Source organism: Microvirga solisilvae (assembly GCF_022808595.1).
In the GTDB taxonomy this organism is placed as follows: domain Bacteria; phylum Pseudomonadota; class Alphaproteobacteria; order Rhizobiales; family Beijerinckiaceae; genus Microvirga; species Microvirga solisilvae.
Map to the genome: position 1 here is coordinate 20533 of NZ_JAKUCN010000008.1, position 25622 is coordinate 46154.

General features: G+C 63.4%; 20 protein-coding genes. 8 read left to right on the forward strand and 12 right to left on the reverse strand.

Going from position 1 to position 25622, the window contains the following annotated elements; translation table 11 throughout:
* Positions 1-18 precede the first annotated feature (18 nt).
* The 5 genes from MJ639_RS15155 to MJ639_RS15175 all read right to left on the reverse strand — a co-directional run bounded on the left by MJ639_RS15155 (position 19) and on the right by MJ639_RS15175 (position 5610).
* Positions 19-981 (reverse strand): CobW family GTP-binding protein, encoded by a 963-nt coding sequence (locus tag MJ639_RS15155; RefSeq protein ID WP_243374549.1) that lies wholly within the window; start codon positions 979-981, stop codon positions 19-21.
* A gap of 154 nt (positions 982-1135) precedes the next feature.
* Positions 1136-2059, reverse strand: a complete 924-nt coding sequence (locus MJ639_RS15160; protein WP_243374551.1) for a metal ABC transporter substrate-binding protein — start codon at positions 2057-2059, stop codon at positions 1136-1138.
* A gap of 19 nt (positions 2060-2078) precedes the next feature.
* A complete protein-coding gene (locus MJ639_RS15165) occupies positions 2079-2903 on the reverse strand; it encodes a metal ABC transporter permease (RefSeq protein ID WP_243374924.1) in 825 nt (274 codons plus the stop codon).
* Positions 2904-2957: 54 nt separating this feature from the next.
* A complete protein-coding gene (gene aztA, locus MJ639_RS15170; RefSeq protein WP_243374553.1) occupies positions 2958-3707 on the reverse strand; it encodes a zinc ABC transporter ATP-binding protein AztA in 750 nt (249 codons plus the stop codon).
* Positions 3708-4032: 325 nt separating this feature from the next.
* Positions 4033-5610, reverse strand: coding sequence for an OpgD/OpgG family glucan biosynthesis protein (locus tag MJ639_RS15175; RefSeq protein WP_243374555.1), 1578 nt, complete (start codon positions 5608-5610; stop codon positions 4033-4035).
* Positions 5611-5782: 172 nt separating this feature from the next.
* On the opposite strand from MJ639_RS15175, the gene MJ639_RS15180 reads away from it, so the two are divergent.
* The 3 genes from MJ639_RS15180 to MJ639_RS15190 all read left to right on the forward strand — a co-directional run bounded on the left by MJ639_RS15180 (position 5783) and on the right by MJ639_RS15190 (position 9498).
* Positions 5783-6736: a TAXI family TRAP transporter solute-binding subunit gene (locus MJ639_RS15180; protein ID WP_423790806.1), complete on the forward strand. Its 954-nt coding sequence runs from the start codon at positions 5783-5785 to the stop codon at positions 6734-6736.
* A 93-nt stretch (positions 6737-6829) separates the two neighbouring features.
* Entirely contained in the window at positions 6830-9130 is a 2301-nt protein-coding gene (locus MJ639_RS15185) for a TRAP transporter permease (protein WP_243374559.1), read from the forward strand.
* Entirely contained in the window at positions 9127-9498 is a 372-nt protein-coding gene (locus MJ639_RS15190; protein ID WP_243374561.1) for a DUF1850 domain-containing protein, read from the forward strand. Before MJ639_RS15185 ends, MJ639_RS15190 begins: the two co-directional genes overlap by 4 nt.
* A gap of 2 nt (positions 9499-9500) precedes the next feature.
* Here MJ639_RS15190 and MJ639_RS15195 read toward each other — a convergent pair whose 3' ends face one another.
* Complete coding sequence (locus MJ639_RS15195) at positions 9501-9737, reverse strand: hypothetical protein (RefSeq protein ID WP_423790807.1); 237 nt, start codon at positions 9735-9737, stop codon at positions 9501-9503.
* Between the two features lie 101 nt (positions 9738-9838).
* On the opposite strand from MJ639_RS15195, the gene MJ639_RS15200 reads away from it, so the two are divergent.
* The gene (locus MJ639_RS15200) at positions 9839-11434 is read left to right on the forward strand and encodes a gamma-glutamyltransferase family protein (RefSeq protein ID WP_243374563.1); all 1596 of its coding nucleotides are present in this window, start codon (positions 9839-9841) and stop codon (positions 11432-11434) included.
* Here the strand turns inward: MJ639_RS15200 and MJ639_RS15205 are convergent.
* From MJ639_RS15205 to MJ639_RS15215, 3 genes are all read right to left on the reverse strand, one after another.
* Positions 11431-12045 carry a YitT family protein gene (locus MJ639_RS15205; RefSeq protein WP_243374565.1) on the reverse strand — a complete coding sequence of 205 codons (615 nt, stop codon included), beginning with the start codon at positions 12043-12045 and terminating at the stop codon, positions 11431-11433. The two genes, MJ639_RS15200 and MJ639_RS15205, sit on opposite strands and share 4 nt — an antisense overlap.
* 105 nt (positions 12046-12150) lie before the next feature.
* Positions 12151-13173, reverse strand: a complete 1023-nt coding sequence (locus MJ639_RS15210) for a nickel/cobalt transporter (protein ID WP_243374567.1) — start codon at positions 13171-13173, stop codon at positions 12151-12153.
* The gene (locus tag MJ639_RS15215; protein WP_243374569.1) at positions 13164-13808 is read right to left on the reverse strand and encodes a DUF1007 family protein; all 645 of its coding nucleotides are present in this window, start codon (positions 13806-13808) and stop codon (positions 13164-13166) included. Before MJ639_RS15215 ends, MJ639_RS15210 begins: the two co-directional genes overlap by 10 nt.
* A 221-nt stretch (positions 13809-14029) precedes the next feature.
* On the opposite strand from MJ639_RS15215, the gene MJ639_RS15220 reads away from it, so the two are divergent.
* Positions 14030-17533, forward strand: a complete 3504-nt coding sequence (locus tag MJ639_RS15220; protein WP_243374571.1) for an indolepyruvate ferredoxin oxidoreductase family protein — start codon at positions 14030-14032, stop codon at positions 17531-17533.
* A gap of 122 nt (positions 17534-17655) precedes the next feature.
* On the opposite strand, the gene MJ639_RS15225 is transcribed toward MJ639_RS15220, so the two are convergent.
* The gene (locus tag MJ639_RS15225; RefSeq protein WP_243374573.1) at positions 17656-18855 is read right to left on the reverse strand and encodes an amino acid aminotransferase; all 1200 of its coding nucleotides are present in this window, start codon (positions 18853-18855) and stop codon (positions 17656-17658) included.
* Positions 18856-18927: 72 nt separating this feature from the next.
* Entirely contained in the window at positions 18928-19635 is a 708-nt protein-coding gene (ung, locus tag MJ639_RS15230) for a uracil-DNA glycosylase (protein ID WP_243374575.1), read from the reverse strand.
* Between the two features lie 180 nt (positions 19636-19815).
* On the opposite strand from ung, the gene MJ639_RS15235 reads away from it, so the two are divergent.
* From MJ639_RS15235 to hemH, 3 genes are all read left to right on the forward strand, one after another.
* Positions 19816-21324 carry a bifunctional metallophosphatase/5'-nucleotidase gene (locus MJ639_RS15235; protein ID WP_243374577.1) on the forward strand — a complete coding sequence of 503 codons (1509 nt, stop codon included), beginning with the start codon at positions 19816-19818 and terminating at the stop codon, positions 21322-21324.
* A gap of 158 nt (positions 21325-21482) precedes the next feature.
* Positions 21483-23702, forward strand: a complete 2220-nt coding sequence (locus tag MJ639_RS15240; RefSeq protein WP_243374579.1) for an HWE histidine kinase domain-containing protein — start codon at positions 21483-21485, stop codon at positions 23700-23702.
* 122 nt (positions 23703-23824) lie between these two features.
* Positions 23825-24886, forward strand: a complete 1062-nt coding sequence (hemH, locus tag MJ639_RS15245; protein ID WP_243374589.1) for a ferrochelatase — start codon at positions 23825-23827, stop codon at positions 24884-24886.
* A 3-nt stretch (positions 24887-24889) separates the two neighbouring features.
* Here hemH and MJ639_RS15250 read toward each other — a convergent pair whose 3' ends face one another.
* The gene (locus MJ639_RS15250; protein ID WP_243374591.1) at positions 24890-25606 is read right to left on the reverse strand and encodes an alanyl-tRNA editing protein; all 717 of its coding nucleotides are present in this window, start codon (positions 25604-25606) and stop codon (positions 24890-24892) included.
* Positions 25607-25622: the final 16 nt, after the last annotated feature.

A 25622-nucleotide genomic window follows, 5' to 3' on the forward strand; every position in this document is an offset into this window, starting at 1 on the left:
TCCCGCCCCTGAAAGATTTCAGGCCGCGCAGGCGAGGAAGCCTTCGCGGATCGCCTTCTCGTTCAGATCGCGGCCGATGAAGACAACCTTGGAGGTGTGCTTCTCGCCGGGCTTCCACTCGCCCTGCACGTCGCCGTCGAGGATCATGTGCACGCCCTGGAACACGAAGCGCTTCGGCTCGTTCGGGAACGCCACGATGCCCTTGCAGCGCAGGATGTTCGGGCCCTCGACTTGGGTGAGGTTCGAGATCCACGGCATGAACTTCTCAGGATCCACTTCACCGTCGATCTTCACGGCGACGGATTGCATCTCCTCGTCGTGATGATGGTGATGGCCTTCCTCAAGGAAATCGGGCTCGAGCTCGATGATGCGGTCGAGATCGAAGGCCTTGCGGTCGAGCACTTCGGAGATCGGAATGGCCGCGTTCTGCGTGCGGTGGATCTTGGCGTAAGGGTTGATGGCGCGGATGCGGGCCTCGACCTCGTTCAGTTCGGCCTCATTCACGAGATCGATCTTGTTGAGGATGATCACATCGGCGAAGGCGATCTGGTTCTTGGCCTCGGGGGCATCTTTCAAGCGGTCGGATAGCCACTTAGCGTCGGCCACCGTCACCACCGCGTCGAGCCGCGCGGCGTCGGACACATCCTGGTCCATGAAGAAGGTCTGCGCGACGGGGGCAGGGTCGGCGAGGCCCGTGGTCTCGACGATGATCGCGTCGAACTTGCCTTTGCGCTTCATCAGGCCGTCGAGAATGCGGATCAGGTCGCCACGCACGGTGCAGCAGATGCAGCCGTTGTTCATCTCGAACACTTCCTCATCGGCGCCGACGACGAGCTCGTTGTCGATGCCGATCTCACCGAACTCGTTGACGATCACGGCATATTTCTTGCCGTGCGGCTCGGTGAGGATGCGGTTGAGCAGGGTGGTCTTGCCGGCGCCGAGATAGCCTGTGAGGACGGTAACGGGGATCTTGTCGGTCATCGGATAATCCGCAACGTTCATCCTCCCCTTGAGGGGGAGGATCGGCCGAGAGGCCGAGGTGGGGTGGAAACACCAACTCGGGTGAGGTCGCGCTGCCACCCCACCCCGAAGCGCTTACGCGCTTCGACCCTCCCCCTCAAGGGGAGGGTGGGTTTCAGCTCGACATGGCCGCGCTGAAAGCCCTTATATTGTGTCTCATCATGTCAATGTAAGTACCAGCGGGGCCGTTCGGCTCCGAGAGGGCGTCGGAATAGACCTTCTCGCCGACCTTGGCTCCGGTCTCCTGGGCGATCCGCTCCATGAGACGGACGTCGGAGACGTTCTCCACGAAGACCGCGGAGACCTTCTCGCGCTTGATCTGCTGGATGATGCGGGCCACGTCCTTGGCGGAGGCCTCAGATTCCGTCGAGACGCCCTGCGGGGAGACGAACTCGATGCCGTAGGCATCCTCGAAATAGCGGAAGGCGTCGTGTGACGTGATGATCTTGCGGCGATCATTGGGAATGCCCGCGACGAGGCTCTTCATCTCGGCTTCGAGGGCGTCGAGCTTGGCGAGATAGGAGGCAGCATTGGCCTCATAGGCGGCCTTGCCCTCGGCATCCGCCGCGATCAGGGCATCGCGGATATTGGCCACGTAGACCTTCGCGTTGCCGACGCTCTGCCAGGCATGGGGATCGGTGCCGCCATGACCGTGATCGTGGCCATGGCCGTGCCCTTCCTCTTTCAGGGTCTTGATGCCCTTGGAGGCTTCGATTCTCGCGGCCTTGGTGCCGGAGGACTTCACGAGACGGTCGATCCAGCCCTCGAATTTCAGGCCGTTGGTAAAGACGACCTTTGCTTCCGTCAGGCGGCGGGCATCGGCGGGGGTGGGGGCATAGACATGAGCATCGCCGTTCGGGCCGACGAGCGTGGTCAGCTCCACGCGGTCACCGCCCACATTGCGCACGAGATCGCCGAGGATCGAGAAGGTGGCGACGACCTTGAGCTTCTCCGGCGCTTGTGCGCTTGCGGGCATGAGTGAACAGGTGAGCGCGAGCGAGCCTGCGAGCAGCGACAGAGCGGTTCTTCTCGTCAGCATGAGGGAATCCTTATTGGTTTTAAGCTTCGAGATGCTTGCCGGGCCAGGCGAGCCACAGCACGCCGCCTTCGCGGCCGATCAGCAGCGACGCCACATAGACGATGCCGGCAGACAGAATGATCGCGGGGCCTGCGGGCAATTCCAGATGGAACGAGAGCAAAAGGCCCGCGATCCCGGAGACGATGCCGATGATGATGGAGACGATCATCATCATGGTGATGTCGCTGGTCCAGAAACGCGCGGCTGTCGCGGGCAGCATCATCATGCCGACAGCGAGCAGCGTGCCGAGCGCGTGGAAGCCGCCGACGAGATTCATCACGACGAGGCCGAGGAAGATCAGATGCGTCGGCGTGCCGGCGCCGCTCACGGAGCGCAGGAAGATCGGGTCCACGCATTCGAGAACGAGCGGGCGGTAAAGCACGGCTAATGCCAGCACCGTCAGCGTCGAGATGGAGGCGAGCAACAACATCGTGTTGTCGTCGAGCGCGAGCACGGTGCCGAAGAGCACGTGCAGCAGGTCCACGTTCGAGCCGCGCAAGGACACGATAGTGACGCCGAGCGCCAGCGACAGCAGATAGAAGGCCGCGAGCGACGCATCCTCCTTCAGTGCCGTGAAGCGCGAGACGAGGCCCGCCGCCATGGCGACGATGACGCCTGCCGCCAGTCCGCCGAAGGTCATGGCGGGCAGCGATAATCCTGCGAGAAGATAGCCCACGGCCGCACCGGGCAGGATGGCATGGGCCATCGCATCGCCCGTGAGGCTCATGCGCCGCAGCATCAGGAATACGCCGACAGGTCCGCCGCCAAGCGCAATCGCGATCACGCCCACGAGCGCGCGCTGCATGAACTCGAATTCGGAAAAGGGAGTGAGGAAGAGATCGAGCACGGGAAGCTACTTTTAAGCGGCGCCGCGCTGGCAGACATGCGCATGCGGATCATGCGCCTCGACCATGCGGCGGGCCTTGAGGAGATTGTCGGCGCTCAACACGTCGAGCGTCTCGCCCCAGGCGACAGGCTCGCGGGCGATGAGAAGCGTCTTCGGAAACACGCGCTTCACCATGTCGAGATCGTGCAGCACCGCGACGACGGTGCGCGCTTCGGTGTGCCATCGGCGCACGAGATCGAGCAGGTCGGCGGTGGTCTTGGCGTCGATGGCGGTGAAGGGCTCGTCGAGCAGGATCACCGGCGCGTTCTGCAGGAGCAGACGCGCGAAGAGCGCACGCTGCATCTGGCCGCCCGACAGCGTAGAGATGGGGCGACGCTCGAAGCCGATGAGGCCTACGGCCGAAAGCGCTTCCTCGATCCTCGTGCGGTCCTTCGCCGAGATGCCGCCGAAGAGCCCGGACCGGGACCAGAGGCCCATGGCGACGAGATCGTAGACGGAAAGCGGGAAGCTCCGGTCGATCTCGGCGGCCTGCGGCAGGTAGGCGATTTCGGAGGAGGGCCCGTCGAGACGGATGCGGCCCTCGAGCGGCTTGAGGGTGCCGACGATGCCCTTCAACAGAGTCGACTTGCCGGCCCCATTGGGGCCGACCACGGCGATCAGGCTGCCTGAGGGGATTTCTCCGTGAAGGTGATGCACGGCGGGCCTGCGGCCATAGCCGAGGGTCACTTCATCGAAACGGATGGCGGTGGAAGGCTTGTGCATGGCTTACCCCATGACCCCGAGCACCATCAGCCAAAGGCCGACCAGCAGCGCGGCCGCACCCGTCAGGCGCTGCCAGACCGAGAGGCGAAGCAGCGAAAAGGTGGGGGCAGCGGCCAAGGCCCTGTGTTCATGGCCCCTGTGTTCATGGTCCCGGTGCTCGTGACCGGAATGCTCATGACCATGGTGCTCATGCCCATGGTGGTGATGGCCGTGATGGTGGTGGCTGTGCGACATGCCTTCACACATAGACCGGATCGGTCGCCTTTTCCAGGGGCGTACAGTATTTTATACGCCCCTGTTAATATCTTATGGGATAAGGAAAATATCAGAAGGCCGGATGGTACTGGTAGAGCCAGGTCTCGCTCAGCACCTCGTCCCCGTTGCGTAGGTAGCAGCGCATCTCGACCGGCTCGGTGCCGGTGACCGTCAGGTCGAACTGGGTCCGCCAATGGCCGGGCACATCATTTGGCACGGCCTCGGTGAGAATGTTCGTGAACTCGCCGCGCGAGGCGGAGAGAACCGGCTTGGGGATCACGCCGGCCGGCAGCTTGGTGAGCGGCGCGCCGATGAATTCCACCATGAACTTGCGCACGCCCTTGGGCCGGTTGGTACCGGCCTGGCCACCATTGCCGAAGCGGGTGGCGACGACGCGGGCGAGCGGGGTCGGGTAGGGCTCTTCCGCCGACCAATGCATGCGGTAGCGCAGGTTCAGGGCCTGGCCCGCGCGGGCGGGCTCGGCGGGCACCCACATAGCCACGATGTTGTCGTGGATCTCGTCGTCGGTGGGGATTTCCACGAGCTGGATGGAGCCCTTGCCCCAGCTGCCCTGCGGCTCGATCCAGAGCGAGGGGCGGCGGTCGTAATAGACGCCGTCGAGATAGTGGTCGAAATTGCGGTCGCGTTGGAGCAGGCCGAACCCGCGCGGGTTCTCGTCGCCGAAGGCCGAGGTGATGATGCGCGGCGGGTTGTTGAGCGGTCGCCAGATGCGCTCGCCGGTGCCGGTCCACAGGGCAAGGCCGTCGGAATCGTGGATTTCCGGACGCCAGTCGATTGCGGTGGCCTTAGACTTCTCCGAGTACCAATACATGGAGGTGAGCGGGGCGAGGCCCAGGCGCTCCACGTCCTTGCGCAGATAAAGCGCGGTGTCGATGTCCATGATGACCGCAGCGGCGCGCTTCATCACGAACTTGTAGGCCCCCGCCACGCTCGGCCCATCGAGCAGCGCATAGATTGTGACCGTGTCCGAGCCTGCCTGTGGCGTCTCGAAATAGACATGGGTGAAATCGGGGAATTCCTCGTTCCTCCCATGCACGGCCACGTCGACGGCGAGGCCTCGGGCCGAGAGGCCATACTGATAGAGCTCACCGATGGCGCGGAAATAGGAGGCGCCGAGGAAGGCGACCCAGTCGTTCTTCTTCCAGTCGAGCTTGCCGTTGCGCGCCTCCTGGAAGCGGAACCCCGCAAAGCCCGTGTTGTCGGGGAGCTTCCGGGCAGGCGAATCCGCCGGCATGTCGAAATAGGCGGTGTCGTAGATGATCTCGCGGGCCTGGCCGTTTTCCACCACATGCATGCGCACCGGCTTCTGGAAGAAGCGGCCCATATGGAAGAAGGTGACCGGGAACTCGCTGGGGCCGTTGGCCCAAAGGGCGAGATCGGTCTTGAACTTGATCTTGCCGTGGGCGTCGTAATCGATCTGATAGAGGATCTCCGGCGAGGGGCTAGGCGGAGCCGCATAGGCCGAACGGGCCATGCTCTCGGCCTGCTTCTTCAGATCATCGAACGAGAACGGGGCCGGTGCTCCCATGTTCAGGCCTTGCTGCGCCATGGCTCGGCTTGAAAAGCCCTGAGCTGCCAGGGTGGCCGTGGCGGTTGCGGTTTGCAGAAACTGGCGTCGATTGAGCATGGGCAACGAACTTGTGATCGGAGAGACTGACCCCTACCGACCAAGGTGGCAGGATTAAGTCCCTCTTAGCCTCTTGAGAAAACTTCGTCAGCAGCCAAAACTAGGCTCACACACAGGCAGTGCAACAATGCTGCCGAAAATATAGGGAGTACGCTTAATGAAAAGATCCATCATGCGCCGTCTCGTAGGCGCCGCGACCGCTCTGGCTCTGGCAGGGGCGAGCATGCCGGCCCAGGCGCAGCAGGATTTCATCAACGTCCTGACCGGCGGCACTTCGGGGGTCTATTACCCGCTGGGTGTGGCGCTCTCCAAGGTATTCACGGAAAAAGTCCAGGGCTCGCGTCCCTCCGTCCAGGCCACCAAGGCCTCCGTTGAGAACCTCACGCTTCTCCAGCAGGGCAAGGGCGAGATCGGCTTCACCCTCGGCGACAGCCTGGCCATGGCCTGGGCGGGCGATGAGGAGGCCGGGTTCAAGGCCAAGCAAGACAAGCTGCGCGGCGTCACCGCCATCTATCCCAACTACATCCAGATCGTGGCCACCAAGGAATCCGGCATCAAGTCGCTGGCCGACCTGAAGGGCAAGCGTCTCTCCGTCGGTGCTCCGAAATCCGGCACCGAGCTCAACGCCCGCGCGATCCTGCAGGGCGCAGGCCTCACCTACAAGGATCTCGGCAAGGTCGAGTATCTGCCCTTCGGCGAATCCGTCGAGCTCATGAAGAACCGCCAGCTCGACGCCACGCTGCAATCGGCAGGCCTCGGCGTGTCCTCGATCCGCGATCTCGCCACCTCCGTTCCGATCGTCGTGGTGGAGATCCCCGCTGCCGTCGTGGACAAGGTCGGCACGCCCTATGTGAAGGTCACGATTCCGGCGAACACTTATGATGGCCAGACCGCGCCGGTGCAGACCGCCGCCGTCGTGAACTATCTCGTCACCCATTCCGGCGTGAAGGATGAGACCGTCTATCAGATGACGAAGGCGATCTACGAGAGCCTGCCCGATCTTGCGGCCGCGCACGCCGCCGCGAAGGACATCAAGCTCGACAGCGCTCTCTCCGGCATGCCGGTGCCGATGCATCCCGGTGCACAGCGCTATTTCGACGAGAAGGGCGTGAAGAAGGGCTCCTAATCCCTTCGAACGATTTACATTCCAGCCGGGGCAGGTGAACTGCTCCGGCTTTTTAATGACAAGAACAATAAATTTTTCAGGAGACGCGGCGCGATGAGCCAGAGTGCAAACACATCCGAACTCGCCCAGATGGAGGCTCCCTCCGAGAGCGTGAATCCGGAGCATGGCTTGCCGGAGAATTTCGGTGAAGGGCTCTGGGGTCGGCTTCTTTTCTGGATCGCGGTGTCGTTTTCCACCTTCCAGATCATCACGTCCTTCGGCATCCCGCTCGATCAGCCCTTCATTGCAGGCGTGAGCCTGTTCCAGATTCTCGGCGTCGTCATGGTAGCCTGGGCCGCATGGCTGGTCGCGCTGGCCGTGCGTCGGCGCAGCATTGTCGACGGCTTACTCGGATGGCTGGCGATTGCGGTCGCTTTTGGCCTCGTTCTCTGGTTCGGCGGCAGCGTGCCGAGCCAGGTCGTGCGCGCGCTCCATGTAGGCTTCCTGTGTCTCGTTGCAGCAGCGATGGTCGCCAATCACCGCTCCGGATCTCCGGCCATGCGTCTGGTCGGATGGCTCGTGGGCGTCGTGGCTTTCGCGGTCGGCCTCTATCAATGGTATTTGTACAACGATCTCGTGATCCGCGCCGGTGATATGACGACGGGCGATCTCATCTCCGGCATCGCCGCGCTCGTGGTTCTCTTCTATCTGGTCTGGCGCGTGATGGGCATTGCGCTTCCCATCGTGGCAGGCCTCTTCCTCGCCTATTGCTTGTTCGGCAATTACCTGCCTGCGCCGCTCGATCATCGCGGCTATTCGCTCGAACAGGTGATCGAGCACATGGCCTTCGGTACGGAAGGCATCTACGGCACGCCGACTCTGGTGTCCGCGACCTACATCTTCCTCTTCATCCTGTTCGGCGCCTTCATGGAGAAGGCGGGTGTCATCGATTTCTTCAACGACATTTCGATGGCCGTGTTCGGCGACAAGCAGGGCGGACCGGGCAAGGTCTGCGTGGCGTCGTCAGCGCTCATGGGCACCGTCTCAGGTTCGGGCGTCGCCAATGTGGTGGCCTCGGGCCAATTCACGATTCCGCTGATGAAGCGCTTCGGTTTCCCCTCGGCCTTCGCAGGCGGCGTCGAGGCAACGTCGTCCATGGGCGGCCAGATCATGCCGCCGGTCATGGGTGCGGTCGCCTTCATCATGGCCGAGACCATCGACGTGCCGTATTCGGAGATCGTGAAAGCTGCGATCATTCCGGCGCTCCTCTACTTCGCATCCTGCTATCTCGCGGTGCATCTGGAGGCCGGTAAGCGCAACCTGCGCGGCCTGCCGAAATCCGAGTTGCCGAATGCGTGGACGGAGCTGAAGACGAAGTGGTTTCTCATCGCGCCGCTCGGCGTTCTCGTCTACCTGCTCTTTGCCGGATACACGCCGCTCTTTGCCGGCGCGGTCGGCCTGTCGCTGACCGTGGCGCTCATTCTCGGTACGGCCATCGTGATGGGCCTCGGCACGCCTGCCCTGCGCGTCGCGTTCTGGATCGGCCTCGCGCTCGTCTCGGCGTATTCGCTTGCATCGAGCGTCACGCTGGTCGTTGCCGTCGTCGCAGCTCTGTCCCTATGGAACGCTTTCTCGGGACGCGGGCGTACGACGCTTCAGGCCTGCGTCGATGCCATGGCGGATGGTGCGCGTCAGGCGCTGCCGGTCGGCCTTGCCTGCGCCGTCGTCGGCATCGTGATCGGCACGATGACGCTGACAGGTCTCGGCACCATCGTCGGCACCTGGATGATCTCCATCGGCAAGGACAACATTTTTGCTGCCCTCGTGCTCACGATGATCTTCAGCCTGATCCTCGGCATGGGCATTCCGACGATTCCGAACTACATCATCACCTCGTCGCTGGCCGCGCCCATTCTGCTGCAGCTCGATGTGCCGCTCATCGTCTCGCACATGTTCGTGTTCTATTTCGGCATTATGGCGGATCTCACGCCGCCTGTGGCGCTCGCGGCCTTCGCTGCGGCTCCGATGGCGAAGGAATCGGGCCTCAAGATCGGCGTGCAGGCGGTGAAGATCGCGCTGCCGGGCTTCGTCGTGCCCTACATGGCCGTGTACGATCCGAACCTGATGCTGCAGCCCGTGCCGGGGCTCGAGGGCGCGGGCTATTGGATGGCGGTGGTCTACATCGTGCTCAAGGCGACGCTCGCCATGGCGCTGTGGGGAATGGCGGCCATCGGCTTCTTCCTGAAGCCTCTGGCATGGTGGGAGCGTCTCTGGGCGACGGCCGCTGCGGCCTTGCTCGTCGCCGCGCTTCCGATCACCGACGAGATCGGCTTCGTGCTGTCGGCGCTCTTCGTCGGGTACCATGTCTGGAAAACCCGCAAGGCTGCGGCGCCGCTCACGCCCGCGCATTCATGATCTGCCTCGTCGCAGGCAAGGTCGTCGCGCCGCTGATGGTGAGCGCGATGACCCTTGCCTGGACTCACTCGGTCGAAAAGATCGCGTGGGAGGAGGATTGGCGCGCGACGCCTGCGGGCCTCGAACTCGTCGAGGCGAGGGTGAAGGGCTCGGGCGCAGGCATGGAGCCGCCGCCGGAGGCGCGGCTCGTCAACGGCGTCTACGTTTGGAGACCGAAGGTGCCGCCGCAATTCGAGGTGGTCATGCGCCGCTCGGGCGCGACGGCGGATTGGCGGATCTGCATGTCAGGCCAATGCCGCCCCATGGAGGCCTATGTGCCGCCTGATGCGGACCCGGTCGTGATGCGGATGTGTAAGGCGAGCCCTTAGACTTATTCGGCCAGGGGCTCGACGGCGACGCAGCGGCGCCAGAGGTTCACGAGGAAATAGATGGCGAGCAGGCTGAACAGGCCCATGAGCACATAGCCCACGATGTGGCCGAGTTCGAACAGGCCGGCGATGGCCCAGCCGGCGGAGATCGCCACGCCGAACACTTCCGCGCCCACCAGGATCATGATGCTGATGATGGTGATGAGGTTGCGCCAGTTGGTGCTTTTCGCCTGAGCCACAGTCTCGTACTCCTTGATCGATGCCGGAAGGGACTACCCTAAACGCCCCCTCCGGTGCAAGTTTCCCTTGAACCTCCATTCTGTCGCGTCCTTAAAAAAGCATGCCTGAGACCCCCGTTTTCTCGACCGCCGCCGTCGCGGCCCCCCATTGGCAGGCCGCCGAGACCGGCCAGACGATCCTGGCTTCGGGCGGCAATGCCGTGGAGGCCATGGTCGCCATGGCGGCCACCATTGCCGTGGTCTATCCGCACATGAACGGGCTTGGCGGCGACGGCTTCTGGCTGGTGCGGGAGCCCAAGGGCCGGGTCCATGCCCTCGACGCCTCGGGGCCTGCCGGGTCGCTCGCCACCATCAAGCGCTACCGGAACAAAGAGTATGAGAGCATCCCGCCGCGTGGACCCGATGCGGCGCTGACCGTCGCCGGCGCGGTGAGCGGTTGGGGCCTGGCGCTCGAACTCGCCAAGGCGCTCGGCGGGCAATTGCCGCGCGACATGCTGCTTTCCGATTCCATTCGCCTTGCCCGCGAAGGCTACAGGATCGGCGCGTCCGAGGGGCGCTATGGCCTGCTGGAGCGGGAAGCGCTCTTCGCTGCTCCCGGCTTCGCTGACGCTTTCCTGATCGACGGCAAGTTGCAGGCGGCAGGCGAGACGCGTCGCGCTCCCAAGCTCGCGGAGACGCTGGAGCAGCTGGCCCATGCGGGGTTGGCCGATTTCTATCGCGGCGATGTGGGGCGCGAGATCGCCGCCGATCTTGAGCGCATCGGAAGCCCCATCACGCGAAAAGATATCGAGACCTATCAGGCGCGCGTGGTGAAGCCGCTCTCCGTGGAGTTGAAGCACTCGACCGTTTACAACATGCCGCCCCCGAGCCAGGGCTTGGCTACGCTTCTCATGCTCGGCCTGTTTCATCGCCTCGACGTGAAGCATGGCGAGACGCCCGAGCATCATCACGGGCTGATCGAAGCTGCGAAGCGAGCCTTTGCGATCCGCGACAAGGTGATTGTCGATCCGAGTGATTTGACGCTCGATCCCGCATCGTTCCTCACACGTGAGGTGTTCGAGAAGGAAGCGGCGATGATCGAGATGCGTCGTGCTGCGCCGTATCCGCCGCGCCCCGCCGATGGCGACACGATCTGGATGGGCTGCATCGACAAGGATGGGTTGGCGGTGTCCTACATTCAGTCGGTCTATTGGTCGTTTGGATCAGGCTGCGTGCTGCCATCGACCGGCATTCACTGGCATAACAGGGGCTTTGCCTTCTCGCTCGATCCGAAAAGCATGCGCGCGCTGGAGCCAGGCAAGAAACCGTTCCACACGCTCAATCCGGGACTCGCGGTGTTCAACGACGGGCGTGTGCTCTCCTACGGAACCATGGGTGGCGAGCCGCAGCCGCAAATCCTCGGCCAGATTTTTACGCGGTACGCGGATTTCGGCATGAGCCTCGCGGATGCGGTCGATGCGCCGCGTTGGACGTTCGGCAAGAGCTGGAAGGCGCCGTCAGTGACGTTGAAGGTGGAGGACCGCTTCGACCCGAGCCTGCTGCGTGCACTATCGAGCTACGGTCATCCGGTGGAGGAGATCGGCAAGTCCTACGCGGATGCCATGGGCCATGCGGGCATGTTGGTCAAACATCCGCGCAACGGCCGTGTCGAGGCCGTGCACGATCCGCGCTCGGATGGTGGATCGCTGGGGCTTTAGCTGACACCCGTGTAACGTCCTGGCCGATGGTTCGTCGCGAGGATCAGGTTGAGCACGGCGGTGCCGACGAGCGAGAGCGCGACCTTGTCGACATCGATCACGAAGAGCGACGAGAGCAGGATCACCGCATCGATGGCGAGCTGCACATAGCCCGCGCGGATGCCGTAGCGCTCCTGCGCGTAGAGCGCGAGGATGTTGACGCCGCCGAGACTCGTACGGTGGCGGAAGAGAACGAGCAGGCCCACGCCCATCAGTACGCCGCCCGCCACCGCCGCATAGATCGGGTTGAGATTCTCGATGCCGATCCAGCCCGGCGTGAGCTTCGCGAGATAGGACACCAGCAGAACGGCGAGGAAGGTGCGCACCGTGAGCTTCCAGCCCATCCGCAGGATCGAGAGCGCGTAGAAGGGCAGGTTGATGGCGAAGAACAGCGTGCCGAAATCGAGCTGCGTCGCGTATTGCAGGAGCAGCGCGAGCCCCGCCGTGCCGCCTGTGAGCAAGGTGACTTTCGTGTAGAGGGTCACGCCCAATGCCACCATCAGCGTGCCGGTGAATCCGGCGAAGATGTCTTCGTAAAGACGATGCGCGCTCGCTGACGACGAATTGGGCACCTGTTGCTCCCTGTCCTGACGGCGGAGCTATAGCGGGGCGCTCTCCAGGTCACAACGCATGCAAATGAAGGGTTGCGCGGCGAGCTTTGCGCTTCATGCAACCCTTCAGAGGCCCTGGCTCCAGAGTCCGATGAGCAGGCTTGCGCCGAGTACGAGGACAAAGGCAGCGGCCAGAAGCTCGAGAGCCGCAACCGCGATGGCGCCCGTCGCGCCGCGCCCGCCCGCAAGCCGCAGGGCGAGGGTCTTGGCGAAAACGGCCACGGCCGCGATGGCGCTGGTGGTCAGCGCCGTGCCGAGCGCCATGACGAAGGTGGCGGCGATGCCTGCCGCGAACAGGCCCTGCGCCAGGGAGAAGACGAGCACGATCAGCGCGCCCGCGCAGGGGCGAATGCCGGCAGCGATCGCCACGCCCGCCATGTCGCGCCAGCGGGTGAGGCGGTCGATCTCTTCGGGCGGCGGCAGGTGCACGTGATCGCAGCTTGCTTCAGGCACATTGGCCAAGGGGTTCTTCGCGAGTGCCAGCACACCCAGAACCTTGCCGCTCTTGCGCCACGTGATCGCAAGGCCCAGCAGAGCGACAGCGATGAAGCTGAACAACTCCACGTTCAGGGCAAGCTTGTTCATGGTGGAGGCGGTGGCGCGCAGCACCACGCTCACCGTGCCGACGATGAGGATGGCAACCAATGCCTGCACGAAGGCTGCGGCAAAACTCAGGATGAAGCCTTTGCGCAAGGCCTTCTCGTCGGCCACCAGATAGGCCGAGATCACGCCCTTGCCGTGTCCGGGGCCTGCGGCGTGGAAGACACCGTAGGCGAATCCGACGAAGAGAAGAGAACCCCAAGCCGCGCCGCTCTCCTTCAAGGCCCGCACGCTTCCCTGAAGGCTCGCATAGAAGCCGGATTGGATGGAGAGAATCCATGCGCCGAAATCGCCGGAGGGCGCGGCCTCGCGCACGCCCATGCCGAAGGGACTGCGCGGCGGCGGTGCGCCGATGGGACCGATCCACAGGGCGAGCAGGCTCATGGCAGCGGCAATGACGGCGACTGCGGCCAGCATCAATCCAAGCCGCTGCCAGAGCCGCGACCGGGAGGAAGCCGGAGAGCTTAAGGGAGCAGACGTCACGGACATGCGATGATGGCCTTGTTGGAATATTCCACGCCGAAGCTCGTGTTCGGGTTCGCTTGGATCGCGCCCTCATCCTGCAAGATCTTTTGCATGGCGGCATCCAGGGGCTTCGCCTTGGCGATGCTGGTGATGCAGCCCTGCGGCGCGCTGGCGAGGGTCACGGAAGATTGATCGGCGAGGCTGAAATAGACGAAGAGGGTCGGGTCGTCGATTTCGATGGCGAGGGTGCCGCCCGCAGGCGCAGTGGATTTCAGCGGCAGCAGGAACGACATAGCCACTTGCTTGCCCTCCATGACCATCCGGGCCTCCCGGGGTTCGTCGAAGACCTGCGCCTTGCCCTTCACCTTCAGGGTCGTGAAATACTCGAACTCGTTGAGGGAGGCGGCGTTCTCGGTCGCCAGGTCCTGCAGCTCCTCCGGGGAGAACTGACCGTCGTTGTTCTTGTCCAACCCTTGGGTGACATAGGCCGTATAGGCCTCGTCGAAGACCCAATGGTGGCGGATGCCTGTCACCTTGCCGTCAGTGAAGACCACCTCCGCCTTGGCGGTGATCCAGACATGAGGATGCGCGAAGGCCGGGAGGCTGAAGGCGGTCAGCAGGGCGGCAAGGCAGAGGGTGAGACCAAGGCGGTGTTTCATGCGTTGTCTTTAACAGCAGCGCTTCCGGGGACGGGCGGAAGCCTCAGGAACCATGACCTAGACGCATCATGGTTAATGGAGGCGAAACGAAGGCTCGTACTTTAGAATCGCTTGATTGACGCGATCCGGCGATTATGTCAGCATTACTGACATAAATCCAAAAACCAACGAGAACCGGAAAACCGGCGCGCGGGGCTAAGAGGGCTCCAAGGAGGAACGGCATGGCCGAAGGTCATGTGGCGCTTCGTAGCGTTACGCTCGACGACAAGTACGATCTCACCAAGGATCACGTGTTCATCACCGGCACCCAGGCCGTCATCCGCATGCTGCTCATGCAGCGCGAGCGGGACAGGCTGGCGGGCCTCAACACGGCCGGCTTCGTCTCCGGCTATCGCGGCTCGCCCATCGGCGGCCTGGACCAGAATCTCTGGCGGGCGCGGAAGTGGCTTGAGCAATCCAACATCGTCTTCCAGCCGGGCCTCAACGAGGAACTGGCGGCGACCGCCGTCTGGGGCTCGCAGCAGGCGGAGATTCGCGGCGACGGCAAATATGACGGCGTGTTCGGCCTCTGGTACGGCAAGGGCCCCGGCGTCGACCGCTCCGGCGACGTGTTCCGCCACGCCAACATGGCGGGCTCCTCGCAGCATGGCGGTGTGCTCGCGCTCATGGGCGACGACCACACGGCTGAGTCATCGACCGTCGCGCACCAATCCGAATTCCACTTTGTCGACGTGATGATCCCGATCCTGAACCCCGCCGGCGTTCAGGAGATTCTCGATTACGGCCTCTACGGCTACGCCATGAGCCGCTTCTGCGGCACCTGGGTGGCGTTCAAATGCGTGAAGGACAACATCGAATCCACCGCCTCGGTGGATGGTTCGCTTGATCGCGTGAAGATCGTCATGCCCGATGACTTCATCATGCCGCCGGGCGGGCTCAACATCCGCAACCGCGACGGCGTGCTCGATCAGGAAGCGCGCCTTCAGGACTACAAGCGCGACGCCATGCTGGCCTTCGTGCGCGCCAACAACCTCAACCGCATCGTTCTCTCCGGCGGGCGCAACCCAAAGATCGGCATCATCACCGTCGGCAAGTCCTATCTCGACGTGCGCCAAGCCATGGACGAGCTCGGCCTCGACGAGGTGAAGGCCAACGACATGGGCCTTCGCCTCTACAAGGTCGCTTGCCCCTGGCCGCTCTCGCAGCGCGAGCTTCTGGAATTCGCGCAAGGCCTCGACAAGGTCATCGTCGTCGAGGAGAAGCGCTCCCTCATCGAAGTGCAGCTGCGCGAGGAGCTTTATGGCACCGCCAATCAGCCGCTCTGCATCGGCAAGAAGGACGAGGGCGGCAACTGGCTCTTCCCCGTCAAGGGCGCGCTCGATCCCAACGACATCGCCATCGTCATCGGCGAGCGTCTTCTGCAATACCACAACAACGATGATCTGCGCGGTCGCGTGGCACGGTTGCGTAATGCGCAGGAAGTGCTGAAGATTACGAACGACGTGGCGACCCGAGTGCCGCATTTCTGCTCGGGCTGCCCGCACAATTCGTCCACCAAGGTGCCTGAGGGCATGCGTGCTTATGCGGGCATCGGCTGCCATTACATGGTGCAGTGGATGGACCGCTCCACCGACGGCTTCACGCAGATGGGCGGCGAGGGCGCGAACTGGATCGGCGAGTCGCCATTCTCTCAACGCGGCCACGTCTTCCAGAATCTCGGTGACGGCACCTACAACCATTCCGGCATTCTGGCGCTGCGCTGGTCGGTCGATACCAAGACCAACGTCACCTACAAGATCCTCTTCAACGATGCGGTCGCCATGACCGGTGGTCAGCCACACGAGGGCAAGCTCACCGTCGACATGATCGCCCGTCAGGTGCGGGAAGAAGGCGTGGAGCGGATCGCCCTTGTCACCGACGAGCCGCACAAATATCCGAAATCGATCCGCTGGCCGTCCGGCATGACAATCCATCATCGCGATGAGCTCGATGCCGTGCAGCGCGATCTGGCGCAGATCCCCGGCGTCACGGTGATGATCTACGACCAGACCTGCGCCTCCGAGAAGCGCCGCCGCCGCAAGCGCGGCGAGTTCCCGGATCCGGACAAGCGCGTCATCATCAACGATCTTGTCTGCGAGGCCTGCGGCGATTGCTCCGTGCAGTCGAATTGCGTGGCCGTGCAGCCGGTGCAGACCGAGTTCGGCCGTAAGCGCCAGATCGACCAGTCGAACTGCAACAAGGACTTCTCCTGCGTGAAGGGCTTCTGCCCGTCCTTCGTCACGGTGCATGGCGCCAAGGTGAAGAAGGCAGTGCCGGAGACTGCATCGACGGATGGCATGACGTTCAAGCCGCTGCCCGATCCGGTGATTCCCGCCATTGACCGCACGTTCAACGTGATCGTGACGGGCGTGGGCGGCACGGGCGTTGTCACCATCGGTGCGATCCTCGGCATGGCGGCGCATCTCGAAGGCAAGGGTATGGGCATGATCGACATGGCCGGCCTCGCCCAGAAGGGTGGCGCGGTCTACAGCCATGTGCGTCTCGCCAACCGCCAGGAAGACATCCACGCCATCCGTGTGAGCGCGGAATCGGCGCATCTCGTGCTCGGCTGCGACCTCGTGGTGACGGGTACCAAGAAGGTGCTTGCTTCCGTGAAGCAGGGACAGACAGCGCTCGTGGTGAACACGGCGGAAGTCATGCCCGGCGAGTTCACGCGCAATGCCGATTTCTCGCTGCCCACCGAGCGCCTGAAGCGCGCGATCAAGGGCGCTGCGGGCGAACAGGGTGTTGCATTCGTCGATGCGACGGCAATCGCCACCGCTCTTCTCGGCAATTCGATTGCCGCCAACATGTTCATGCTGGGCTATGCCTATCAGAACGGGAATGTGCCGCTCTCGGGTGCTGCCATCGAGAAGGCCATCGAGCTCAACGGCGAAGCGGTGAAGATGAATCTCTCCGCCTTCACCTGGGGACGCCGCGCGGCGGCGGAGCCGGAGCTGCTTGCCGGCATGATGAGCGAGTTGAAAGCGCCGAACGACGAGCTGAAAATCTCCGAGACCCTTGATGAGGTGATCGAGCGTCGCGTGGCGTTCCTCTCCGCTTATCAAAACAAGCGCTACGGCAAGCGTTATCGCACGCAAGTGCAGCGCGTGCGCGAGGCGGAATCCAAGGTTGTTCCGGGTTCGACCGCGCTCACGGATGCGGTGGCGCGCTCGCTCTTCAAGCTCATGGCCTACAAGGACGAGTACGAGGTGGCCCGTCTCTACACGGACGGACATTTCGAGCGTCAGGTCGCCTCGACCTTCGAGGGCGAGAACCTGCGCTACGAGTTCCATATGGCTCCGCCGATTCTCGCCAAGAAGGACCCTGTCACCGGCGTTCCGAAGAAGATGAGCTTCGGCCCGTGGATGCTGAAAGCCATGCGGGTTCTGGCGAAGTTCAAGGCCGTTCGCGGCACACCGCTCGATGTGTTCGGCTACACACACGAGCGCCGCACGGAGCGCGAACTCATCCGTGAGTTCGAAGGGCGGATCGAAGAGATTTTGGCGAAGCTCAACGCCGACAATCACGCGGTTGCGGTGGGCCTCGCCAACATTCCGCAAAAGATCCGCGGTTACGGCCACATCAAGGAACGGAACCTGGAGATCGCCAAGAAGGAAGAGGCGGACCTCCTCGCCAAGTTCCGCACCGAGCAGCAGCCGACGCTGCCGATTGCGGCGGAGTAAGTCTTTAAAAAGCGTCATCCCGGGGCCGCGTAGCGGAACCCGGGATCGCACGACGAGTATGGCGCTTCATTCTTCATGCGATCCCGGATCGGCTTTCGCCGTCCGGGATGACTGCTAGCCTTTTAGGCTTGGCTCGCGTTCACGAAGCTCTTCGCCACCTTCGCGGCGTTCTCCTCGTTCAGACCCGCCACGCACATGCGGCCCGATTCCACGAGATAGACGCCGTCGCGCTCGCGCATAGCGCGCACCTGCTGCGCGGTCAGGCCCGTATAGCTGAACATGCCGCGCTGGCTGGTGAGGAAGCTCACGTCGATCTCGTTCGAGATTTTACGGATCTCCTCGGCGAGAAGCTTGCGCACGGAATCCATGCGCACGCGCATCTCGTCGACCTCGCGGGCCCATTGGGCGCGAAGATCGTCGCTGCCGAGAACGGTAGCGACGAGAAGACCGCCGGTCATCGGCGGGCTCGAATAGCTGCGGCGCACGGCGAGTTTCAGCTGGCCGAGCACGCGCTCGGCCTCGTCCGCATCGCGGCACACGACGCTCAGGCCGCCGACGCGCTCGCCGTAGAGCGAGAAATTCTTGGAGAAGGAATTCGCCACGAGGCAGCTCGCGCGTTCCGCGTAACGGCGCACGAAGGAGGCATCTTCCTCCAGGCTCGTGCCGAAGCCCTGATAGGCCATGTCGAACACGACGATGTGGCGCTTGGCGACGAGCACATCCGTCAATGCTGCCTGCTGCTTTGCATCGAGATCGACGCCGGTCGGGTTATGGCAGACGGGCTGCAGCACGATGATGGAGCCGGCTGCCGCCGCCTCGATCGCCTTCACCATGCCATCGAAATCGACCGAGCGGTTCTTGGCGTCCCAATAAGGATAGGTCGTGGTCTTGAAGCCCGCGCGCTGGAATAGGCCGTGATGGTTCTCCCAGGTCGGATCGCTGACGAGAACCGCGCGGCCCGGCGCGTGCTTGGCGAGGAAGTCGGCCGCGATGCCGACGGCGCCCGTGCCGCCGATGGTCTGGATCGTGGCGATGCGCTTTTCCGCGCGGGCCGGATGCTTGTCTCCGAAGACCAGCTTCTGCACGCCCTCGCGATAGCCGGGATGGCCATCCATGGGCAGGTAGGGCCGCTCGGCAAAGCCGACACGCTCGTAAGCGGCGCGGACGGAGCCCAGGGCCGGAAGGCGGCCCTTCTCATCCGTATAGACGCCGATGCTGAGATTGACCTTCTCGCTACGGGGATCAGCCTTGAAGCTGTCGTTGAGGGACAGGATCGGATCGCCCGCGAAGGCTTCGACTTGTCCGAACAGGGATTCCGTCATTCTGATCTCCAAACGTGTCAGGTCATTGGCTGCGAGAGACCTACTCCCGGGCAGGTTTCTCGGCAAGGATGTTCAGGTATCGAGCCGCCAGTCGATGGGCTTCAGCCCTTTCCCGACGAGCCAGGCATTGGCGCGGCTGAAGGGCTTCGTGCCCTTGAAGTCGTTGAGCCGGTTGAGCGGGGAGGGGTGGCCCGACTCGATCACGAGATGCTTGGCGGAATCGACGAGCGCCGCCCGCTTGCGGGCAGGCCCGCCCCAGAGCAGAAAGACCACGGCAGGCTGCTGCGCAGAGATGGCCGCGATGGCCTGATCCACGAGATCGGACCAGCCGAATTTCATATGCGCGCCGGATTTGCCCGCTTCCACCGTCAGCGCCGTGTTGATGAGCAGCACGCCCTGTTTTGCCCATTTCGAGAGGTCGCCGGATTTAGGCATGGGCGCATCGAGATCCGCCGCCATCTCGGCAAGAATCGTGCGGAGCGATGCGGGCAGGCGCCGCGCGCCGCGATAGGAGAAGGCGAGGCCGTGGGAATCGCCGGGGGTCGGGTAGGGATCCTGGCCGAGGATCACGACCTTGACCTTGTCGAGAGGCGTCAGGGTGATGCTCGTGAAGACGGCCTCCGGCGGGGGCAGAACATGGCCGCCCGCCGCGATCACCGCATCCACCTTCTCCGCGACCCGTTCCGCGCTGCCGTCCTGGAAGAATGGGAGCTGAAGCCAGGAGGTCGTCTGCTTGTTCCTGCGGAACGCGGCGAGGGCTTGGACGATGGGGCCAGTCATGGAGCGTGCCTCTTGAGGATGCCTGCCCGGTCTCTAGCCCATATGGTTCAAAATGACATCATTCTCTGCCGGGGATCTGGGCGCTGAAGTGATCGACAGGCTGTTACTTCTGTGACACGTTTCGGCCTTAAGGCTCCCAGGAGTGTGATGGGCGCCGCCCGAAATCGAGGACCTTTGACGATGTTGACCAGCCGACCCTCCGCTGCCCTGCGCGCCGGTTTCCTTGGATTCTCCCTGCTTCTGTCCGGCACGGCGCTGGCGCAGGAAGCCGTGACCATCCGTTTCGTCCAGACCAACGACATCGACCGGATGTCGCCTGAGAAGGGCCGCGGCGGTTTTGCCAAGCTCGCAACCGTCGTCAAGGAAGAGAAGGCGAAGGGCAATGCCTTCTTCGTTCATGCGGGCGACACCATCTCGCCCTCGCTGCTTTCGGGCTTCGACAAGGGCGCGCACGTCATCGATATCCTGAACCGCATGGGCGTCGATGCCATGACGCCGGGTAACCATGAATTCGATCTTGGCGACGCGGTGTTCCGCGCCCGCCTGGCCGATGCCAAATTCGATATCCTCACCTCCAACATCGTCGATGGTGACGGCGCACCCGCCAACACCAAGCCCGAGAAGATCGTGGACGTGCAGGGCGTGAAGGTCGGCTTCTTCGGCCTCACCACCGAGGACACGCCGATCGCGTCGAGCCCCGGCACCATCAAGTTCTCGTCCACCATCGATGCGGCCCGCGCCAAGGCGAAGGATCTGCGCGCGAAGGGCGTCGACATCGTGGTCGCCGTTGCGCACACGCCGCTCGAAGTCGACATGATCATCGCCCGCTCCGCCGGCGTGGACGTGATCATCGGCGGCCATGACGAGCACCTGCTCGCCTTCTATGACGGCAAGGTCACGCTCACCGAATCCGAGTCGCAGGCCAATTACGTGGTCGTCACGGAGCTTTCCGTGACCAAGGCCACCAAGGACGGCAAGACCACGGTGAGCTGGTCGCCGAATTTCCGCATCGTCGACACCGCCTCCGTGAAGGCCGATCCCGAGATCGAGGCCGTGGTGAAGGGCTATGAGGACAAGCTCTCCAAGGAGCTGGACGTTGAAATCGGCGTGACGGAAACGCCGCTCGACAGCCGCCGCGCCACCGTGCGCGGAGGCGAGGCCGCCATGGGCAACCTCGTGGCCGATGCCCTGAAAGCCGCAGTCGGCGCCGACGTGGCCGTGACCAATGGCGGCGGCCTGCGTGCCGACAAGGAATATCCGGCAGGCACCAAGCTGACACGCCGCCACTTCCAGGCCGAAATGCCCTTCGGCAACACCACCGTTCTCATGGAGATCACCGGCGCCAAGCTGAAGGCCGGCCTCGAGAACGGCGTGAGCCAGGTACGCGAGCTCGGCGGCCGCTTCCCGCAGGTTTCCGGCCTCACCTTCGAGGTCGACATGAAGGAGCCCCCGGGCAGCCGCATCAAGGCTGTTAAGGTCAACGGCCAGGATCTCGATCCCGCCAAGACCTACAAGCTCGCCACCAACGACTTCATGGCGCGCGGCGGCGACGGCTACAGCGCGTTCGCCGGCAACAAGAACCTGATCGATCCTTCCGCCAGCCAGCTCATGGCAAGCCAGGTGATCGAGTATGTGGCCAAGGCCGGCAAGGTCGCGCCGAAGGTCGAGGGCCGCGTCGTTCTGCGCTGATTTCTCAGCCTTCCGATCCTGCGCCGGGGCCTGTTTCAGGGCCCCGGCGTTGTCTTTTCAGGGGAGGAGGGTGATATTTACCCCTCCATGTCTCGCCTCCACTGTGCCATCTTGGGCGCCCATTGAGGCGAATCGCATCATCAGCCGACGTTTTCATTTTGCAGCTTTCAGTTCGCACCGATCAGTCCCGCTCATCCTTCAAACGCCGCAGGCAATTGCTGGCGAGAGGCCGCCTGACCCTGATCATGGGTCTATTCGGCGTGATCTTCATTCTCCTCACCTTCGGCTATATCGCCTGGGAACAGCGCAATCGCCTGATCGAGCGCAATGTGGAGGATATTGCCGGAAACGCCTATTTCCTGGCGGATCACACCGCCCGCCTTCTCGAGGTCTCGGACCTTACTCTCAAGCAAGTGGCGACCCTCATTGAAGGCGATGACTGGAGCCTGATCGAGGGCTCGCGTCCGCATTGGCAGCATCTCGTCACGATCAGGGAAACGCTGCCCTATTTCGAGAATCTCTGGCTCAACGATTCCACGGGCCGCCTGCGTCTCACCTCTTTGGCCTTCCCCGCGCCGTCATCGAGCGCCGCAGACCGGGATGCCTTCAGGGCTCAGGTGAGAGCGGATGTCGGGCTATTCATCGGCGAGCCGATCATCGGACGCATGACGAAGCGCCCGACCTTCATCATCAGCCGCCGGCTCAATGGCCTGACAGGCTCTTTCGACGGCATCGTCTCGGCCACGGTGGCCCTGTCCTATTTCGAATCCTACTGGAGCAAGCTGCGCCTGCCGAAGGGCAGCCGCGTGACGCTGGTTCGGGCGGATGACGGGAAGGTGATTGCACAACTGCCGAGGCCCCAGGACGGCCTGTCTTTCGCGCCGATCGACAAGTCGGCTCTCGACCAAGCCATCAAGAAAAATCTTGTGGCTGGAGTGTATCCCTTCACCGTCAATGGAGAGGACCGCACCGGGGCCTATCGTCGGGTGGACGAGCTGCCGCTCTACATCAACATCAGCATCCCTGATAACGCCTATTGGGGCCCTTGGACCGTCCAGATGCGGCTCTATGGAGCCTTCGCGCTGATCGCGCTTCTGGCGCTCGCCGCGCTGACGGCCCTGGCAAGCCAGCAATTCCGCGAGCAGGCCGCCAACGAGGCCTTCCTGCAGAAGGAGGTGGCGCTGCGCACCAGCGAATTGCAGGCGGAAACGGCGGCGCTCGAAGTGCTGAACCGGACGGGCCGCGCGCTTGCCGCCGAACTCGATGTGGACCGCTTGATCGAGAGCGTGGTCGAGGCGGCGGTGCTGCTCACCGGGGCGCAGGCAGGAGCCTATTTCTCCAATCGCGGCGATGCGGACAATGCGGGCGCGCGCGCCGAGGAATATGGCCTCTACAATTCCGGCGGCGCGCGGACTGCTTTTGCGAAACTTCCCATCGGCGCCATCTGCGCGGCCGTGTTCGAACAGGATCGGGTGCTTCGCTTCGACGATATCGCGGAGGATCCTGAGTTCGGAGCATCCTCGGAGGAGAACCACGCCCAGGATCGGGCCAGGATCCGCAGCGTGATGGCGATCCCCGTCTCCTCCCGCAATGGCCAGATCCAGGGCCTTTTGCTCTTTGCTCATGAGCGGGCGGGAGCCTTCGCGGAGAGGGCTGAGCGCCTCGTGACGGGCCTTGCCGCGCAGGCCGCCATCGCTCTCGAGAACGGGCGCCTCTACAGCGAGGCCCAGCACGAGATCACGGAGCGCAGACAGGCGCAGAGCCAGCAATCCTTCCTCATCCGCGAGCTGCATCACCGGGTGAAGAACACGCTTGCCACCGTGCAGGCCGTGGTGGGCGCGACCGCCCGCTCGGCCTCGAGCATCGACGAATTCTACAAGGCTTTCGTGGGCCGCATCGTCTCGCTGGCCAACACCCATTCCTTGCTCACCGAAGCGCTGTGGCAGATGGCGCCCCTGCGTGAGATCCTGGAGAAGGAACTCAAACCCTACAACGACGTCCGGGGTGAGCGGATCACGCTCGACGGCCCTGCCGTGGAGTTGCCCTCCGAGATCGCGGTTCCCATCGGCATGGCCATTCACGAGCTGACGACGAATGCCGCGAAATACGGCGCGCTGTCGGTGCGCAACGGCAAGGTTGCCGTGACCTGGGACGTGCATGGCGAGGGCGATGAGAAGCGGCTGACCATGGCCTGGGAGGAGAGGGGCGGCCCCAGCGTCTCCCAGCCCGACCGGCAAGGCTTCGGCTCGCGCCTGCTGCACCGGGTGCTGACGACCCAGCTCAATGCCAAGGTCGAGGTCGATTACGATCCGGGAGGCCTGCGGGTTGCCATCGATGCGCCGCTGAAAGCCACGGCGAACCTGAGCCCGCCGATCTGAGGTTTGGCTTACATCAATGTGAAACAGGAACACATTGGCGTAACAGGTGAAAAGTCACTATCTAGAACGCCATCAATGAGTGGTCTCCGTCTCGGGGCCTGCGTCTCAAGGGCTTTAAGTCGATGAACGAACATGTGAGCGTTGCCGGAACGGGTCAGATCGTGCGCCCCGTGGACCACCCGCCTGCGAAGTCGGGCCGAATCGGCGTGCTTCTGATGAATCTCGGAACGCCCGAAGGCACCACCTACTGGCCCATGCGGCGCTACCTGAAGGAGTTCCTCTCCGACCGCCGCGTGATCGAGACGCCGCGCCTGCTCTGGTGGCCGATCCTCAACCTGATCATTCTCACCAAGCGCCCCGCGCCCAAGGGCCGCGACTACGCGACGATCTGGAACAACGAGCTCGACGAGGGTCCGCTCAAGACCATCACCCGCAATCAGGCGGAGAGGGTCGCGGCGCATATCAAGAGCATCGCCGGCGACAAGGTGAGCGTCGATTGGGCCATGCGCTACGGCAAGCCGGAAGTTCGCGAGCGCATTCAGGCGCTGCTCGATCAGGGTTGCGACCGCATTCTTCTGGTGCCGCTCTATCCGCAATACGCGGCGGCAACGTCCGCTACCGCCTGCGACCAGGCATTCCGCGCGCTCATGGACATGCGCTGGCAGCCTTCCGTGCGTGTCTCGCCGCCCTATCACGACGATCCGGTCTATATCGACTCCGTCGTCGCCTCCATGAAGCAGGAACTCGCCAAGCTCACCTTCGAGCCGGAGGTGATCCTCGTCTCCTTCCACGGCGTGCCGAAGGAATATCTCCTGAAGGGCGATCCCTACCATTGCCAATGCGTGAAGACCTGGCGCCTGATGCGTGAGGCTTTCGGCTGGCCGGCGGACAAGTTCCGCATGAGCTTCCAGTCGCGTTTCGGCAAGGCGGAATGGCTTCAACCGTACACGGACAAGACCGTGGAGGCTCTGGCGAAAAGCGGCGTGAAGCGCATGGCGATCGTTGCTCCCGGTTTCTCCGCGGATTGCCTTGAGACGCTGGAAGAACTCGACGGCGAGAACCGCGAGATCTTCATGCATAACGGGGGCGAGGAATTCGCCTATCTGCCGTGCCTCAACGATTCTCCGGAAGGCATGCGCGTGATCAACCACATCGTGGAGCGCGAGCTTCAGGGCTGGATTTGACGATCAATCAGCGAAGCCGACGCGGATGCGTCGGTTTCGCTTGCCCTTGTTGTCCACTTTCAGAATGCGGACGGGACGCGCTTGGCCGGTCGAGGCCAGATGCGTTCCGCCGCAGGCCTGCCGATCGAGGCCTGTGATTTCGACGATGCGCACCGTTCCATCCTCCTGCGGCGGAGGCGAGACGGATTTGCTGCGGAACATGCCGGGGATCGCTTCAGCCTCCGTCCAAGGCATGGAGAAGGTGCGGATCGGCAGATCCTGGCGGATGACGTCGTTCATGGGACCGTCCAAGCTGCGCAGCCAGTCGGGATAAACGCCCGGCATGTCGAAATCGACGCGGAAGGTTCCGTCCTCCGCCAATTGCGCGCCCGTCAGAAGCGCGCCGCCGAAATCCCGATAGACGATGCTGTTGAGCACATGCGCCATCGTGTGCAGCTCGCACATGAGATGGCGGAATTCCGCATCGACCTTGGCGCGCACGGTGCCTTGAACGGTCACCGGTTCCGCGAGCACATGCCATAAGCCTTCGCCGGCGGGCTCCAGCCTCTCAACTCCCACGATGCCACCTGACCACGCGATTGTGCCCCTGTCGGCCAGCTGTCCGCCTCCGCCGGGAAAGAAGGGCGATTGGGCGAGAAGGACTGCTCCAGGGCGTGCATCGACAACCTCTGCTTCGAGTTCAAGTTGGTCAGGGTGATCCTGGCAGAAATATCGCGGCATGGTGGAGCCTCCGGGA

What these genes read in the sequence shown, in the direction of transcription:
- aztA (WP_243374553.1), bottom strand. Translation starts at nt 3,707, where the DNA reads ATGCACAAGCCTTCCACCGCCATCCGTTTCGATGAAGTGACCCTCGGC.
- hemH (WP_243374589.1), top strand. Translation starts at nt 23,825, where the DNA reads ATGAACGAACATGTGAGCGTTGCCGGAACGGGTCAGATCGTGCGCCCC.
- MJ639_RS15250 (WP_243374591.1), bottom strand. Translation starts at nt 25,606, where the DNA reads ATGCCGCGATATTTCTGCCAGGATCACCCTGACCAACTTGAACTCGAA.
- MJ639_RS15235 (WP_243374577.1), top strand. Translation starts at nt 19,816, where the DNA reads ATGTTGACCAGCCGACCCTCCGCTGCCCTGCGCGCCGGTTTCCTTGGA.
- MJ639_RS15175 (WP_243374555.1), bottom strand. Translation starts at nt 5,610, where the DNA reads ATGCTCAATCGACGCCAGTTTCTGCAAACCGCAACCGCCACGGCCACC.
- MJ639_RS15210 (WP_243374567.1), bottom strand. Translation starts at nt 13,173, where the DNA reads ATGTCCGTGACGTCTGCTCCCTTAAGCTCTCCGGCTTCCTCCCGGTCG.
- MJ639_RS15160 (WP_243374551.1), bottom strand. Translation starts at nt 2,059, where the DNA reads ATGCTGACGAGAAGAACCGCTCTGTCGCTGCTCGCAGGCTCGCTCGCG.
- MJ639_RS15180 (WP_423790806.1), top strand. Translation starts at nt 5,783, where the DNA reads ATGCGCCGTCTCGTAGGCGCCGCGACCGCTCTGGCTCTGGCAGGGGCG.
- ung (WP_243374575.1), bottom strand. Translation starts at nt 19,635, where the DNA reads ATGACTGGCCCCATCGTCCAAGCCCTCGCCGCGTTCCGCAGGAACAAG.
- MJ639_RS15220 (WP_243374571.1), top strand. Translation starts at nt 14,030, where the DNA reads ATGGCCGAAGGTCATGTGGCGCTTCGTAGCGTTACGCTCGACGACAAG.
- MJ639_RS15165 (WP_243374924.1), bottom strand. Translation starts at nt 2,903, where the DNA reads ATGCAGCGCGCGCTCGTGGGCGTGATCGCGATTGCGCTTGGCGGCGGA.
- MJ639_RS15225 (WP_243374573.1), bottom strand. Translation starts at nt 18,855, where the DNA reads ATGACGGAATCCCTGTTCGGACAAGTCGAAGCCTTCGCGGGCGATCCG.
- MJ639_RS15215 (WP_243374569.1), bottom strand. Translation starts at nt 13,808, where the DNA reads ATGAAACACCGCCTTGGTCTCACCCTCTGCCTTGCCGCCCTGCTGACC.
- MJ639_RS15155 (WP_243374549.1), bottom strand. Translation starts at nt 981, where the DNA reads ATGACCGACAAGATCCCCGTTACCGTCCTCACAGGCTATCTCGGCGCC.
- MJ639_RS15190 (WP_243374561.1), top strand. Translation starts at nt 9,127, where the DNA reads ATGATCTGCCTCGTCGCAGGCAAGGTCGTCGCGCCGCTGATGGTGAGC.
- MJ639_RS15200 (WP_243374563.1), top strand. Translation starts at nt 9,839, where the DNA reads ATGCCTGAGACCCCCGTTTTCTCGACCGCCGCCGTCGCGGCCCCCCAT.
- MJ639_RS15185 (WP_243374559.1), top strand. Translation starts at nt 6,830, where the DNA reads ATGAGCCAGAGTGCAAACACATCCGAACTCGCCCAGATGGAGGCTCCC.